This window comes from Novosphingobium sp. (assembly GCF_037133355.1).
Lineage (GTDB): Bacteria > Pseudomonadota > Alphaproteobacteria > Sphingomonadales > Sphingomonadaceae > Novosphingobium.
Window position 1 is genome coordinate 26,348 of record NZ_JBAXOI010000001.1, and the last position, 13,700, is coordinate 40,047.

15 protein-coding genes are annotated in these 13,700 nt (G+C 66.1%); 4 read left to right on the forward strand and 11 right to left on the reverse strand.

Annotated elements, in window-relative coordinates:
• Positions 1-52 precede the first annotated feature (52 nt).
• Positions 53-2,722, reverse strand: a complete 2,670-nt coding sequence (gene acnA / locus WCL10_RS00155) for an aconitate hydratase AcnA (protein WP_336893585.1) — start codon at positions 2,720-2,722, stop codon at positions 53-55.
• Positions 2,723-2,978: 256 nt separating this feature from the next.
• Between acnA and WCL10_RS00160 the strand changes: the two genes are divergently transcribed.
• Positions 2,979-3,149, forward strand: a complete 171-nt coding sequence (locus WCL10_RS00160; RefSeq protein ID WP_336893586.1) for a hypothetical protein — start codon at positions 2,979-2,981, stop codon at positions 3,147-3,149.
• A 7-nt stretch (positions 3,150-3,156) separates the two neighbouring features.
• Here WCL10_RS00160 and WCL10_RS00165 read toward each other — a convergent pair whose 3' ends face one another.
• Complete coding sequence (locus tag WCL10_RS00165; RefSeq protein ID WP_336893587.1) at positions 3,157-4,065, reverse strand: DMT family transporter; 909 nt, start codon at positions 4,063-4,065, stop codon at positions 3,157-3,159.
• A 142-nt stretch (positions 4,066-4,207) separates the two neighbouring features.
• On the opposite strand from WCL10_RS00165, the gene WCL10_RS00170 reads away from it, so the two are divergent.
• Both WCL10_RS00170 and WCL10_RS00175 read left to right on the forward strand, forming a co-directional pair.
• Entirely contained in the window at positions 4,208-5,632 is a 1,425-nt protein-coding gene (locus WCL10_RS00170; RefSeq protein WP_336893588.1) for a L,D-transpeptidase family protein, read from the forward strand.
• A 216-nt stretch (positions 5,633-5,848) separates the two neighbouring features.
• On the forward strand, positions 5,849-6,166 hold the full coding sequence (locus WCL10_RS00175; RefSeq protein ID WP_336893589.1) for a GIY-YIG nuclease family protein: 318 nt from the start codon (positions 5,849-5,851) through the stop codon (positions 6,164-6,166).
• 143 nt (positions 6,167-6,309) lie between these two features.
• On the opposite strand, the gene WCL10_RS00180 is transcribed toward WCL10_RS00175, so the two are convergent.
• The 9 genes from WCL10_RS00180 to WCL10_RS00220 form a co-directional block, all read right to left on the reverse strand.
• Positions 6,310-6,867 carry a murein L,D-transpeptidase catalytic domain-containing protein gene (locus tag WCL10_RS00180; RefSeq protein ID WP_336893590.1) on the reverse strand — a complete coding sequence of 186 codons (558 nt, stop codon included), beginning with the start codon at positions 6,865-6,867 and terminating at the stop codon, positions 6,310-6,312.
• 86 nt (positions 6,868-6,953) lie between these two features.
• Entirely contained in the window at positions 6,954-7,460 is a 507-nt protein-coding gene (locus tag WCL10_RS00185; RefSeq protein ID WP_336893591.1) for a GNAT family N-acetyltransferase, read from the reverse strand.
• A gap of 34 nt (positions 7,461-7,494) precedes the next feature.
• The gene (locus WCL10_RS00190; protein WP_336893592.1) at positions 7,495-8,019 is read right to left on the reverse strand and encodes a TIGR02281 family clan AA aspartic protease; all 525 of its coding nucleotides are present in this window, start codon (positions 8,017-8,019) and stop codon (positions 7,495-7,497) included.
• Positions 8,020-8,072: 53 nt separating this feature from the next.
• A complete protein-coding gene (ispG, locus tag WCL10_RS00195) occupies positions 8,073-9,206 on the reverse strand; it encodes a flavodoxin-dependent (E)-4-hydroxy-3-methylbut-2-enyl-diphosphate synthase (protein ID WP_336893593.1) in 1,134 nt (377 codons plus the stop codon).
• An 8-nt stretch (positions 9,207-9,214) separates the two neighbouring features.
• On the reverse strand, positions 9,215-9,775 hold the full coding sequence (locus WCL10_RS00200) for a GNAT family N-acetyltransferase (protein WP_336893594.1): 561 nt from the start codon (positions 9,773-9,775) through the stop codon (positions 9,215-9,217).
• 33 nt (positions 9,776-9,808) lie between these two features.
• On the reverse strand, positions 9,809-10,351 hold the full coding sequence (locus WCL10_RS00205) for a DUF924 family protein (RefSeq protein ID WP_336893595.1): 543 nt from the start codon (positions 10,349-10,351) through the stop codon (positions 9,809-9,811).
• Between the two features lie 18 nt (positions 10,352-10,369).
• Positions 10,370-10,792 carry a hypothetical protein gene (locus WCL10_RS00210; RefSeq protein ID WP_336893596.1) on the reverse strand — a complete coding sequence of 141 codons (423 nt, stop codon included), beginning with the start codon at positions 10,790-10,792 and terminating at the stop codon, positions 10,370-10,372.
• A 160-nt stretch (positions 10,793-10,952) separates the two neighbouring features.
• On the reverse strand, positions 10,953-12,380 hold the full coding sequence (gene tldD, locus WCL10_RS00215; RefSeq protein WP_336893597.1) for a metalloprotease TldD: 1,428 nt from the start codon (positions 12,378-12,380) through the stop codon (positions 10,953-10,955).
• 47 nt (positions 12,381-12,427) lie between these two features.
• Positions 12,428-12,625: a zinc-finger domain-containing protein gene (locus WCL10_RS00220; protein WP_336893598.1), complete on the reverse strand. Its 198-nt coding sequence runs from the start codon at positions 12,623-12,625 to the stop codon at positions 12,428-12,430.
• Positions 12,626-12,739: 114 nt separating this feature from the next.
• On the opposite strand from WCL10_RS00220, the gene WCL10_RS00225 reads away from it, so the two are divergent.
• Entirely contained in the window at positions 12,740-13,696 is a 957-nt protein-coding gene (locus WCL10_RS00225; RefSeq protein ID WP_336893599.1) for an ABC transporter ATP-binding protein, read from the forward strand.
• The last annotated feature ends 4 nt before the right edge of the window (positions 13,697-13,700 follow it).

Consider the following 13,700-nt stretch of genomic DNA (forward strand, 5'->3'; position numbering starts at 1 on the left):
GGGGGGAGGCCGCCCTTTCTGATTCCGGCGGGGTAGCAGGTCCGGCGGCCGATCAGGCCGCCAGGTTGCGCAGCACGTAGTGCAGGATGCCGCCGTTGAGGAAGTATTCCAGCTCGTTGGCGGTATCGATGCGGCACAGCGCCTTGAAAGTGAAGGTCGAGCCATCGGCGCGCGTGACCTCGACATCCACGTCCTGCCGCGGCTTCAGGCCCGCCACGCCGTGGATGGTGAAGGTGTCGTCACCCGTGAGTCCCAGCGTCTGGCGCGATTCGCCTTCGAGGAACTGCAACGGCAACACGCCCATGCCAACGAGGTTCGAGCGGTGGATGCGCTCGAAGCTCTCGACGATCACCGCCCGCACGCCGAGCAGGTTGGTGCCCTTCGCCGCCCAGTCGCGGCTGGAGCCGGTGCCATATTCCTTGCCCGCGATCACCACCAGCGGCGTGCCGTCGGCCTTGTGCTGCATCGCCACGTCGTAGATCGCGCCGACATCGCTGCCATAACGGCTCATGCCGCCCTCGATGCCGGGCACCATCTCGTTCTTGATGCGGATATTGGCGAACGTGCCGCGCATCATCACTTCGTGGTGGCCGCGCCGCGCGCCGTAGGAGTTGAAGTCCGCCTTGGCGACCTGGTGCTCCATCAGCCACTTGCCCGCCGGGCTGTCAGCCTTGATCGAGCCGGCCGGCGAGATGTGGTCGGTGGTGATCGAATCGCCGAGAATCGCGAGCGGCTTGGCGTCGATGATATCGCCCACCGGCGCCGGGGTCATGCTCATGCCCTCGAAGTAGGGCGGGTTGGCCACATAGGTGGAACCCGCGCGCCACTGGTAGGTTTCCGAGCCGGTCACGTTGATCGCCTGCCAGTGCACGTCGCCCTTGTAGACGTCGGCATAGCGCGCCTGGAACATCGCGCGGTCCATGCAGCCGGCCATGGTCTCGTGGACTTCTGCGTTGGTCGGCCAGATGTCCTTGAGGTAGACGTCCACGCCGTCCTTGCTCTGGCCGATCGGCGTCGCGATGAAGTCCTCGATCACGGTGCCCTTGAGCGCGTAGGCGACAACCAGCGGCGGGCTGGCGAGGAAGTTCGCGCGCACGTCCGGCGAGACGCGGCCCTCGAAGTTGCGGTTGCCCGAGATCACCGCGGCGGCGACGAGGCCGTTCTCGTTGATCGCCTTGCTGATCGGTTCGGCCAGCGGGCCCGAGTTGCCGATGCAGGTGGTGCAGCCATAGCCGACGAGGTTGAAGCCGACCGCGTCGAGATGCTCCTGCAGTCCGGCCCGCACGAGATAGTCGGTGACGACCTGCGAACCCGGCGCGAGGCTGGTCTTGACCCAGGGCTTGGGCTTCAGGCCCAGCTCGTTGGCCTTCTTGGCGACGAGGCCCGCCGCGACCAGCACGCCAGGGTTCGAGGTGTTGGTGCAGCTGGTGATCGCCGCGATGGTCACATCGCCGTCGCCGATGTCGAAGTCCATGCCCTCGACCGGAACACGCTGCTGGGCCTTCTTGTAGGTGTTGGCCATGTCGGCATTGAACACGTCGTCGACGTCGGGCAGCGAGACGCGGTCCTGCGGGCGCTTCGGCCCGGCGAGCGAAGGCACCACCGTCGCAAGGTCGAGCTCGAGCGTCGAGGTGAACACCGGCTCGATCGCGGGATCGATCCAGAAGCCCTGCGCCTTGGCATAAGCTTCGGTCAGCGCGATCTGGTCTTCCTCGCGGCCCGTCAGGCGCATGTAGTCGAGCGTCTTGTCGTCGATGCCGAAGAAGCCGCAGGTCGCGCCATATTCAGGCGCCATGTTGGCAAGCGTCGCGCGGTCCGCCAGCGTGAGCGCGGCAAGGCCGGGGCCGTAGTATTCGACGAAGCGGCCGACCACGCCATGCTTGCGCAACATGTTGGTGCAGGTCAGCACGAGGTCGGTCGCGGTCACGCCTTCCTTGAGCTCGCCGGTGAACTTGAAGCCGACCACTTCAGGGATCAGCATCGAAACCGGCTGGCCAAGCATCGCCGCTTCGGCCTCGATCCCGCCGACGCCCCAGCCCAGCACGCCGAGGCCGTTGATCATCGTGGTGTGGCTGTCGGTGCCGACACAGGTATCGGGATAGGCGACGACATGGCCGTCCGGCCCCTCGCTCGTCCACACCGCCTGCGCGATGTGCTCGAGGTTGACCTGATGGCAGATGCCGGTGCCCGGAGGCACTGCCTTGAAGTTCGCGAGGCTCTTCGAGCCCCACTTGAGGAAGTCATAACGCTCGCCGTTGCGGTAGTACTCGATCTCGACGTTCTGTTCGAAGGCCTTGGGGTGGCCGAACTCGTCGACCATGACCGAGTGGTCGATCACGAGGTGGACCGGCACCTGCGGATTGATCTTGCTGGTATCGCCGCCAAGCTTGGCAATCGCATCGCGCATCGCGGCAAGGTCGACCACGCAGGGCACGCCGGTGAAATCCTGCAGCAGCACGCGCGCCGGGCGGTACTGGATCTCGCGGCTGCTGGAAGGATCGCGCTGCCAGTCGATCAGCGCCTTGATGTCGTCGGTGGAAACGGTGAAGCCGCCGTCCTCGAAGCGCAGCAGGTTTTCGAGCAGGACCTTCATCGAGAAGGGCAGTCGCGAGACATCGCCGTAAGCCGCTGCGGCCTTGCCGAGTGCGTAGTAGGCATAGTCCTTGCCGCCGACGGTGAGCGTGCTGCGCGCGCCGAGCGTGTCCTGTCCGACCTGGGTCATGGCTGAGCGTAATCCCTTATAGTTGATACCGTTTGCCGCGCCGGAGCCGCCCCCGAGGGCGCCTGTCCGATGCGCCGAGACGGCTTTCGCGTCAAGGCTTGCGGAGCGCATGAAATGCATGACGTGCATGGCCAGAGCGCACCGGGCGCTTGCCAAATGTTACAATAAGATGTCGGTTAAATTTAAGATTTCCTGGAATCTGACTTATGGCGTAGAAAACTCAGGTTCTGCCGTTCAACGCAAAGGAGCCGAAGCGATGCCCAACCGTACCCCCATGCACCGCCGCCACCCGGCGATCGCGCCCCGCCCGGCGCCGTCGGGCATCCATTCCCCGCAGCTTGGCGCGCAGCTCATCATCGCGGCGCTGTCGTTTGCAGTGATTGCCGGTGCGGCGTTCAAGGTATTCGGAAGCGCACTGGTGAACTGAGCCGGGCTCAGGCGCGTTCGGCGGCCGCTTCAGCCGCCGTCGCCGAACGCCGCAACGCGATCAGGCAGCCCGCCACGATCAGCACCACGCCCGCCAGCGTGCGCAAGGTCAGGGGTTCGGAAAAGGCGATCCAGCCGACCAGCGCAGCCCAGATGAACGCGGTGTATTCCAGCGGCACCAGCACTTGTGCCTCGGCCCGGGCGTAGGCCCAGCCCAGCAGCATGAGCGAGCCGGTCGAGAGTACCGCCGAAGCCGTGAGCACGAGCCATTCCTTTGCCGGCGGGAAGGGCGCAAACCACCAGGCGCCGAGACCGAGCAGGCAGAAGATCAGGAACGTCTGGAAGAACGAGATCTCCTCGGGCCCCGCCAGCTGCGACTGGCGCCGCTGCAGCACCAGATTCACGGCATAGAGTACCGCAGAAAGCAGGATGGCGATCAGCCCGTGCACGCTTTCGGCCTCATAGCGGCCATCGAACTTGCCTGCCGCGATCACGCCGACTCCTGCCAGCGCCAGCACCGAACCCGTCACAGCGCGCCGCGAAAGCTCCTCGCCCAAGGTCACCGCCGCTAGATAAAGCGCGAGCAGCGGCGCGATAAACGAAAGCGCCATGGCCTCGGCCACTGGCGTGCGGGCAAGGCCATAGAAGAACAGCACCGCCATGACCCCGCATACGCCCGAACGCATGAGGTGCAGCCGCATGGCGGCAGGGCCGGGCAGACCGCGGCTGCCATCCTTGTTGCCGCGCATGAGCCAGATCGGCAGCATGATGAGCGAGCCCACCAGATTGCGCCAGAACAGCGCGGCATAGGCGCCCAAGGCCACTGCGGCGGCCTTCATGAACCCGTCCATCACGCCGAAGCAGGCAAGCCCGGCAAGCGCGGCAAGGATCGGCAGTAAGGGGGCTGGACGCTTCATCGCCTGCCCATAGCGACCCGGCAGCCCGAGCGCAAAGCCCACCGGATTCAGCAACCAGTCAGCCGCCTTGCTTGATTGCAGCGCCGGCTTCGGGCAGGATTCGCCCGAAGGCAGGGCGGCACACAGGGAAAGAGCTTAGACAATGCGCATGATCCATCGGACCAGCCTCGGTGGCCTGGTTGGCAGCGCGGCACTCGGCTGGGCGGTCCTCGCCGCTCCCGCTGCCGCGCAGCAGAGCCCGGCCGCCCCGGCCGATACACCCGCCGCAGCCAAACCGGCCGCAGTAAAGGCTCCCGCGCCCAAGCCCACCGCCACGCCGCCAACGGCGCCCGCACCGGCTGCGCCCGGTGCGGCCGCAACAGCCACTCCCACGTCGGCCCCGGTACTGCCGCCTGCTCCGCCGCCGCTGGCGCACTTCACTCTGGCCGATGCACAAGCGCTCCTCGCCGCGATCAAGGGCATCGGCCGTGAGGGGCTGGCTCCGGCAGACTACGAGCCGGCCAAGCTTGCTGCCCAGATCGCCCTTGGCGAAAGCGCCGATCTCGACGCGATGGCCAGCCGCCTCTTCGTCTGGCTGGCCGAGGACCTGCGCGACGGACGCACGCCGATGGCGGCGCGCGTGCAGTGGTTCGCCGTCGATCCCGATCAGGACCTGCACCCCAATTCCCAGCTCCTCGCGCAAGCGACCGAGACGCACGACGTGCCCGGCGTGCTCGCCTCGCTCACCCCCACGCACCCCGATTACGCGCTGCTGCGCGACATGCTGCCCAAGGCAAAGGATCCGCGCCAGATCGCGATGATCAAGGCCAACATGGACCGCTGGCGCTGGCTGGCGCGCGACATGGGGCTGCAATACCTCATCATCAACGTGCCCGAGCAGGAGCTCAGGCTCACGGTCAACAACAAGATCATCCGCTCCTACCGCGCCATCGTCGGCAAGCCGGGCAAGACCGCCACGCCGCAACTTGCCGAGCAGGTCAAGAACGTGGTGTTCAACCCGACCTGGACCGTGCCGCAGTCGATCGTGGTCGGCGAAGGCCTCGGCGCGCGCCTCCTCGCCAACCCGCGTCAGGCCTTGCGCGAAGGCTATGTCGCGACCAAGGGCGCCGACGGCATGATCACCGTGGTGCAGCAGCCGGGCGACACCAATTCGCTCGGCCGGGTAAAGCTCGACATGCCCAACGAGCACGCGATCTACATCCATGACACGCCCAACCGCACCCTCTTCGCGCTCCCGGCGCGCGCGCTCAGCCACGGCTGCATCCGCGCCGAGCGCGCCACCGAGCTCGCCATGACCATGGCGATCCTCGGCGCCGACCTGCCGAAAGACACCGCGGTCCAGTACAATCTCTCGGGCAAGTACACCAAGGTGCCGATGACCAAGCCCTGGCCGGTCTACATCACCTATTTCACCGTCGCGCGCGACGTGAACGGCCTGATGCGCAGCTTCGCCGACCTTTACAGCCGCGACGCCCCGGTCATCGCCAGCTTCACCAAGCCGCGCGCACTCCACACCGACCAGCGCAAGAGCAACGAGGCAATCATCAAGCTGGACAACCCGCTGTAGGGTTGGCGGGCAGCGGCCTTCCTTGTCCGTCCTCACCCACCTTCGTCATCCCCGCCCCTACCTCGTCATCCCCGCGAAGGCGGGGATCCAGAGCCCCGCAGCGCCACCCCGCCCTGGATCCCCGCCTTCGCGGGGATGACGAACTATTGGTTCGAATCTGAATCATATCCCACCTTCGTCATTCCCGCGCAGGCGGGAATCCAGTAGCATCCTTGCGTGCGAGAAAACTTCCAGCCAACAGTCTATCTGCTTGCCTCCCGCCGCAACGGCACGCTCTACATCGGCGTCACCTCGAACCTGCTCCAGCGCATCCATCAGCACCGCGAAGGCACATTCGGTGGCTTCACAAGGAAGCATACCGTTCACCGCCTGGTCTGGTTCGAACAGCACGCGACGATGGAGCACGCGATCATCCGCGAGAAGCGCCTGAAGAAGTGGGAGCGCGCGTGGAAGCTCAACCTGTTCGAAAAGGACAATCCCACCTGGCGCGATCTGGCCGAGGACTTCGGGTTTCCGCCGCTTGGCGAAATGTGATCGTCAATCCGAGATCACGCTTCACCAATGCCGAGCGTCCCAAACCCGACTCACCACCGCACACCCCTCGTCATCCCCCAACCTTCGTCATCCCCGCGAAGGCGGGGATGACGACCGGGGGCGTAGGGGCCTTCCCGCCCCGCTCAATAAATCCCCAACCGGTCGGCGTAGAGCAGCCGCCCGCCCGAAAGGTGCCACAGCGCTTCGTTGAAATCGGCCTCGCTCATCGCGAAGCAGCCGTCGCTGCGCCCCAGCTTGCCCCATTTCTCCAGCATATCGGGGTTTGCATACCACGCCGGGTGCATCACGATCGCGCGGTCGAGCGTATTGCTGTTCTCCTGATCGATCCCGCCGAGCCGGATCGAGGTGCCGTACTTGCCCTTGTACCACTCGTAAGTGATGAACGCCCCGCGCGAGGTGGCAAGGCTGCCCACTTCGTTGGAGAACGTCTTGAGGAACCCGTCGTGCTCCGGGTCCGAGCCCTTGCCGTGCGCAACCAGAAACGAACGCACCTCGCCTTTTTCAAGATCGGCGAAATGGAGCCGCGGCATGGCCGAGGGCAATGCGAAATCCGCCACGCCGACGATATCGGTGCGCCACAGCACCGAGCGCACCCGCTCCATCTGCGCGCGCGCTACGTCAAGGATGCGGCGGTTCTGTTCGGTGATGCTGTAGGGCTGGGCAAACACGCGCGCCGGCAAGGCCGCAACAACAGCTGTGGCTGCCGCGCTCTTCAAGAGCCCGCGTCTGTTCACCAAATTCGGCATACGAATGCTTGTACGGCGTTTTACGGCGTTTTTCCAGACTCGGTGTCCGATTGGGCGCCAAGCTGCCCCAAAGCTGCGCCGTCGACCCGCATCACCGTCCACTCATCCATCAACCGCGCGCCGAGCTTCTTGTAGAAGCCGATCGCAGGCGCGTTCCAGTCGAGCACCGACCATTCGAGCCGCGCGCAGTCCCGCTCCACCGCCAGCGCGGCCAGGCGCGCCAGCAGCGCCTTGCCAAGCCCGCTACCGCGCGCCTCGGGCCGCACGAACAGGTCTTCGAGATAGATCCCCGGCTTCCCCTCGAAAGTCGAGAAATTGTGGAAGAACAAGGCAAAGCCCTGCGGCGCACCGTCGATCTCGCCGATGATCACTTCGGCATAGGGCCGGGCTCCAAAGAGCTTGGCGCCCAGCACCGCTTCGTCGAAGCGCACCTCGTCCGCCAGCTTCTCGTAGTCGGCGAGCGCGCGGATGAGCGAGGCGATCAGTGACAGGTCGTCAGGCGTGGCAGGGCGAATGGAAAGGGGCATGCACGGGCTCGCGGTTGGGGTTCATGCGCGGGCCTTAGCCCGTGATGATCAGCCGGTCACCCTGCAAGGTAACGCTGCCCAGCCGCCGCAGTGCCGATTGGCCAAGCAGGCTCACGGGCAGATCGGGCACGACCACCGCCTCGATCGAGGTCAGATCGCGCCCGCCGATAGTCAGCCGCTCGATCTCCACCGGCGCGGCAAGGCCGGTGCCCGAGGCGGTCTGGAGCATGGGGCGGTAGGCGCCGGGATCAGGCTTGAGACCCAGCCGATCGGCATCGTCCTCGGTCAGCGCCACCACATCGGCGCCGGTATCGACAAGAAACCGAACGGGCTCGCCGCCGACATCGACTTCAAGGTGGAACTGCCCCTGCCCATCACGCGCGATCTCGACCGGCCCGGCATCGGCGCCGCGCGCGGGCAGCGGCGCATCCTTGCTCCACGGCGAGGCCTTTGCCGGCCGCGCGCCATGCGCCGAACCTTCCGACTCGACCTTGAGCCGGGGCGCAAGCAGCGCGCTGCTGGCCAGCACCAGGCCGGCGATGACGAAAAAGCGGTTCATGGCAGGCAGCACTTTGCCTGCACAGGGGTTAGCAAATAGCGAAGGCGCAGACGTTACGCCGGCACTTCCGCCTTGCCCGCGTCGGTCGTGGCGGCTTCCATCTCGGCGGCCTTGGCCTCCACCAGCGCGACGATGTGGTCGAGCATATCCTCGCTCTGCACGGTGTGGTCAGTCACGCCCGAGAGGTAGACCATGTGCTTGCCGTTGCCGCCGCCGGTGAGGCCGATATCGGTCTCGCGCGCTTCGCCCGGGCCATTGACCACGCAGCCCAGCACCGAAAGCGAAAGCGGCGTCTTGATGTGGCTCAGGCGGCTTTCCAGCGCCTCGACCGTGCGGATCACATCGAAGCCCTGCCGCGCGCAACTGGGGCAGGAGACGACGCGTACCCCGCGCGTGCGCAGGCCGAGCGACTTCAGGATCTCGAAGCCGACGCGCACTTCCTCTTCGGGTTCTGCCGAGAGCGAGACGCGGACGGTATCGCCGATCCCGGCCCAGAGCAGGCTGCCGATACCGATGGAAGACTTGACCGTGCCGCCGATCAGGCCCCCCGCTTCGGTGATGCCCAGATGCAGTGGGCAATCGACCGCTTCGGCAAGGCCCATATAGGCTGCCACCGCAAGGAACACGTCGGAGGCCTTCACCGCCACCTTGTATTCGTGAAAATCGTGATCCTGCAGCAGCTTGATATGATCCAGCGCGCTTTCGACCAAGGCCTCGGGGCAAGGCTCGCCGTACTTTTCGAGGAGGTCCTTCTCGAGGCTGCCCGCGTTCACGCCGATGCGGATCGCACAGCCGTTGGCCTTGGCCGCGCGCACCACTTCGGCGACGCGCTCGTTAGAGCCGATATTGCCGGGGTTGATGCGCAGGCAGGCCGCGCCCGCGTCCGCCGCTTCCAGCGCACGCTTGTAGTGGAAGTGGATGTCCGCCACGATCGGGATGCGCGCCGCGCGCACGATCTTGCCCAGCGCTGCGGTGCTTTCCACGTCCGGGCAGGACACGCGGATGATATCGGCCCCCGCATCCTCGCAGCGCCGGATCTGGTTGATCGTCGCAACGGGATCGCTGGTCAGCGTGTTGGTCATGGTCTGCACCGTGATCGGCGCGTCGCCGCCAACGGGGACGGACCCGACCATGATCTGGCGGCTCTTGCGGCGCGCGATATCGCGCCAGGGGCGTACGGATGACATGAGGGGGCTTATACCTGCTCGGCCGCGGCAAGGCCATGGCCTTCCGGCCGCAGCGGCAGCGCAAAGAGAAATTCCGGATCGCAGTGATTGCCCACCCAGAACTCGATGTCGGCGATCTTGGCAAAGCCGTAGCGGTGGTAAAACCGCTGCGCCTCGGGGTTCTCGCTGTAAACCGTCAGCTGGATTTCGTCTGCGCCCACCGTGCGCGCCTCGTCGAGCGCCCAGTTCATCAGCCGCGACCCCAGCCCGCCGCCGATCCTCACCGGATCGGTATAGAGCTGCTTCAATTCCAGCGGCGCCCGCGCATCGCTGAACTCGGCGGGCAGCGTGCTTTTCAGCACCAGCTTGCAGAAGGCGATCAGCACGCCGGCATCCTCGAGCACTGCCACCCGCATGCCCGGATCGGCGATCTCCTTGCCCACCTTCTCCTCGCTGTGTGCCTGCCCGAGGAACGTGGCGAAGTCCTCCGGCTTGTAGAGGTGGGCAAACTTGGCGGTAACCGCGCGGCGGCCAAGATCGGCAAGCGCAGCGGTATCGGCGGGCGTGGCAAGGCGGAGCTCAATCGTCATGCCCCGACCCATAAAGCGGAGCGCGGCAGAATTCTACCAGCTGTTGCCAGCCGCCAACGCGCGCAATTCCGGCGGCGTGCTGGTGCGGCCAAGCACCGTGTTGCGGTGGGGGAAGCGCCCGAAGCGCGCAATCATCCGCCAATGCGCGATGGCAAAGCTGCGGTTCCGCCGTGACCCGTGCGCGGTGAACAGCGCGCAGCTTGCCCGCTGATCGGCGATGGCTTCGGAGTGCATCAGCGGCATCAGCACGAACTGGCCTGCATTGCCCGAGAGGCCTTTCAGCCAGCCCCGTCGCAGCGCCTCCCGCGCAAGGGCCTGCGCCTTGGCATCATGGGCAAAGGCCTGGGCCGAGCCGCGATACACGTTGCGCGGCACCTGATCGAACAGCAGGATCGCCGCCTGCGCGGTTCCGGCATCCTTCAGGAACTCGCTCGCAGGCCTCGGCGCCATCGCCCGAAGCACGGGGCCAAAGCGCCGCGCAATCTCGCGGTCCACGCTATCGTCGCGCGAAAACCAGTGCGCCGGCCCCAGTTCATGGAACCAGAAATGCCGCAAATCCTGCGCCCAGCGGCGCATTGAACCGTCCCGTCAGCCTCAGCTGGCCGGCGCGACCTTTGGCGCGCGGGTATAAGGAACGAACTGGTCAAGCCCCACGAAACCGCGCCAGAAATGCCCGTTGCGGTCGCGCAGCTGCACCGTGTCGATGCTGCAGAGCTGCGAGCTGGTCAACTGGGTAACGAGAATGTCGTTCGAATCGAGCGACGCCGCGCCGACCCTGGGCCGCTGGACATAGATCGTGCTGCCGCTGCCATAGACGATCGCGGTCTTGTCGATCACGGTCGAGGACTGGACATTGGTCAACGTGATGCAATTGACCGGCTTGCCCGCAACGCGGCCCTCGAGCAGCTTGGCGAGCTGTTCCTCGCCGGTCAGGCGGGGGCGGGCATCGGCGGCAGCCCCGACCAGGAGCAGCACCCCGGCGGCGGCCATCGCGAGCTTGGAAGCAATGCGGTTCATGACGTGCGCCTCTTTTGTTGTTTTGATGGGATCAAGCTGCCCCGCGCCAGCTTAACCGCCGCTGACTGTAGTTTCACGGATGGCGCTTTATTCGAAGCGGCAGGACGCGCGCCAATGCCCGCACCCTTGCCTTGACGTCACGTTTCGAGACAGGCCCGGGTCAGGCCGTACCGCCCACCGTCAGGCCCTCGACCAGCAGGGTCGGCTGACCAACGCCCGCAGGCACGCTTTGTCCGCCCTTGCCGCACACGCCGATGCCCTCGTCGAGCGCCATGTCGCCGCCGATCCCGGTCACGCGCGTCAGCACGCTCGGCCCGTCGCCGATCAATGTCGCGCCCTTGATCGGGGCGCCCAGCTTGCCGTTCTCGATGCGGTAGGCCTCGGTGCAGGAAAACACGAACTTGCCGCTGGTGATATCGACCTGGCCCCCGCCGAAGGACTTGGCGAAAATGCCGTTCTTGACCCGCGCGAGCAGCTCGGCCGGATCATCGTTCCCGCCGCGCATGAAGGTGTTGGTCATGCGCGGCATCGGCGCATGGGCGTAGCTTTCGCGGCGGCCATTTCCGGTGGGGGCGAGGCCCATCAGCCGCGCGCTCATGCGGTCGTGGATATAGCCTTTCAGGATCCCGTCCTCGATCAGCACGGTCTCTTCTGTCGGCGTACCCTCATCGTCGATAGTGAGCGAGCCGCGCCGCCCGGGGATCGAACCGTCATCGACCACGGTGACGCCGGGTGCGGCCACCCGGTCGCCGATCCTGCCCGAAAAGGCGCTGGTGCCCTTGCGGTTGAAATCGCCTTCGAGCCCGTGGCCAATGGCCTCATGCAGCAGGATGCCGGGCCAGCCGGGCCCGAGCAGCACGGTCATCTCGCCGGCCGGGGCATCGACTGATTCGAGATTGACCAGCGCCTGCGCCAGCGCGGAATCGATCCCGCGATTCCACGTCGCCGGATCGAACAGATCGTCATACAGTCGGCGCCCGCCAATGCCGAAGCTGCCGGTCTCGCGCCGGCCGTTGTGCTCGGCCACGATCGAGACGTTGAGCCGCACCAGCGGACGCACATCTTGCGCGACAAAGCCGTCCGCGCGCACGATCTCGACCACCGACCAGCTTGCCGCGAGGCTGGCCGAAACCTGCGCCACACGCGGATCGCGGGCGCGGGCCGCAGCATCGATCGCCTCGAGCAGCGCGACCTTGGCCGCGAACGGCACGGCATCGAGCGGCGAGGCATCGGTATAAAGGTGCCGGTTGTTCTGACGCGGCGGCGGCGCGGGCGCGCCCTTGGCCGGGTCGAGCAGCTTCAGCGTCTCTCCGGCGCGGGCAATCGCGGCGGCGGAAATCTCGTTGGCGTGGGCAAAGCCGGTCATCTCGCCCGAAACCCCGCGCAGGCCGAAGCCGGCATCGCGCGAATAGTCGGCCGTCTTGAGCCGCCCGTCGTCGAAGCCGAAGCTCTCGCTGGCAATGAACTGGAGGAACAGCTCGCCATCCTCGCAGGCGCCAAGCGCGGAGGCAGTCAGCTGCCTTGCCGTGTCGGGGTCAAGCAGGCCGGGGCGATAGAGCAGCGAGCGGGGATCGGGCGTTTGGGTCATACAGCAGGATATAGGCAGCCCGGCCCGTTCACGCCAACGGGTTTAATTCAACCCTGATCGGCCGGCCCGCCCTTGAGCACGAAGCGACGGTCGCAATAACCGCATTCGGCAAAGCCGCGCTCGTCGATCTCAAGCCAGACGCGCGGGTGGCCAAGCGCCGCGCCGCCCCGGATACCGTCCGCGCCGTCACAGCGAACGCGCGTGCTCGTGGTCAGGATTGTTTCGGGAACCGTGGTGGTGCTCATGGCCGGGCGGTTAGCAAACCGGGGCGACGCCGACAAGCGCGCGGTTTCGCGGATCGGGGACGTGTGCCAAGCACCCCCTTTACCTGCGCGCCGCCAAGGGGCAGGGAAGCGGTCATGGATTCCACCCCCGCCATCCGCATCCGCGATCTCGTCAAGCGTTACGCCCCTGCCGGCAGCAAATCGGGCGAAGGCAAGCTCGCGCTCGGCGGGGTCAGCTTCGATGTGCCGCAAGGCCAGATCTTCGGCCTGCTCGGCCCCAACGGCGCAGGCAAGTCCACGCTGATCAACACGCTCGCCGGCCTCGTGATGAAAACCTCCGGCTCGGTCGAGATCTGGGGCTTCGACATCGACCGCGAGCCGCGCAATGCCAAGGCCTCGATCGGCATCGTGCCGCAGGAGATCGTGTTTGATCCCTTCTTCACGCCGATCGAGGTGCTCGATATTCAGGCCGGGCTCTACGGCGTGCCGCCCGCCGCGCGCCGCTCGATGGAGCTGCTTCGCTCGGTACATCTGGCAGACAAGGCCAATGCCTATGCCCGTTCGCTTTCCGGCGGGATGAAGCGCCGCCTGCTGATCGCCAAGGCCATGGTCCACACCCCGCCGATCCTCGTGCTCGACGAGCCGACAGCAGGCGTCGATGTCGAACTGAGGCGCCTCTTGTGGGAACTCGTGGTCGATCTCAACAACCAGGGCGTCACCGTCGTGCTGACCACGCACTACCTCGAGGAAGCCGAGCAGCTGTGCGACCGGATCGCGATCATCAACCACGGCCGGCTGATCACCGACCAGCCGACTCGCGAGCTGGTAGGCATGATGCGCGAGAAGATCGTGGTTCTCACGCTCGACCGGCCGATCACTGCTGCACCGCAGCATGAAGCCTTTGTAAAATGCGTGATTTCCGGCGAACGGGACCTGCGCGTGACCTACAACAAGGACCGCATGAATGCAGGCGAGGTGCTCGCGCTGGTCCAGTCGCTGGGCTATGGCATCGTCGATGTCTCGACGGACGAAGCTGATCTGGAAGACGTGTTCGTCAAGCTGACCAGCATGCCGGCAGGCGCCGCAGTCTAGGCGG

Bases quoted from the DNA above. Each gene is read 5' to 3' on its own strand.
- acnA (WP_336893585.1), bottom strand. From the start codon at position 2,722: ATGACCCAGGTCGGACAGGACACGCTCGGCGCGCGCAGCACGCTCACC.
- WCL10_RS00160 (WP_336893586.1), top strand. From the start codon at position 2,979: ATGCCCAACCGTACCCCCATGCACCGCCGCCACCCGGCGATCGCGCCC.
- WCL10_RS00165 (WP_336893587.1), bottom strand. From the start codon at position 4,065: ATGAAGCGTCCAGCCCCCTTACTGCCGATCCTTGCCGCGCTTGCCGGG.
- WCL10_RS00170 (WP_336893588.1), top strand. From the start codon at position 4,208: ATGCGCATGATCCATCGGACCAGCCTCGGTGGCCTGGTTGGCAGCGCG.
- WCL10_RS00185 (WP_336893591.1), bottom strand. From the start codon at position 7,460: ATGCCCCTTTCCATTCGCCCTGCCACGCCTGACGACCTGTCACTGATC.
- WCL10_RS00190 (WP_336893592.1), bottom strand. From the start codon at position 8,019: ATGAACCGCTTTTTCGTCATCGCCGGCCTGGTGCTGGCCAGCAGCGCG.
- ispG (WP_336893593.1), bottom strand. From the start codon at position 9,206: ATGTCATCCGTACGCCCCTGGCGCGATATCGCGCGCCGCAAGAGCCGC.
- WCL10_RS00200 (WP_336893594.1), bottom strand. From the start codon at position 9,775: ATGACGATTGAGCTCCGCCTTGCCACGCCCGCCGATACCGCTGCGCTT.
- WCL10_RS00205 (WP_336893595.1), bottom strand. From the start codon at position 10,351: ATGCGCCGCTGGGCGCAGGATTTGCGGCATTTCTGGTTCCATGAACTG.
- WCL10_RS00210 (WP_336893596.1), bottom strand. From the start codon at position 10,792: ATGAACCGCATTGCTTCCAAGCTCGCGATGGCCGCCGCCGGGGTGCTG.
- tldD (WP_336893597.1), bottom strand. From the start codon at position 12,380: ATGACCCAAACGCCCGATCCCCGCTCGCTGCTCTATCGCCCCGGCCTG.
- WCL10_RS00220 (WP_336893598.1), bottom strand. From the start codon at position 12,625: ATGAGCACCACCACGGTTCCCGAAACAATCCTGACCACGAGCACGCGC.
- WCL10_RS00225 (WP_336893599.1), top strand. From the start codon at position 12,740: ATGGATTCCACCCCCGCCATCCGCATCCGCGATCTCGTCAAGCGTTAC.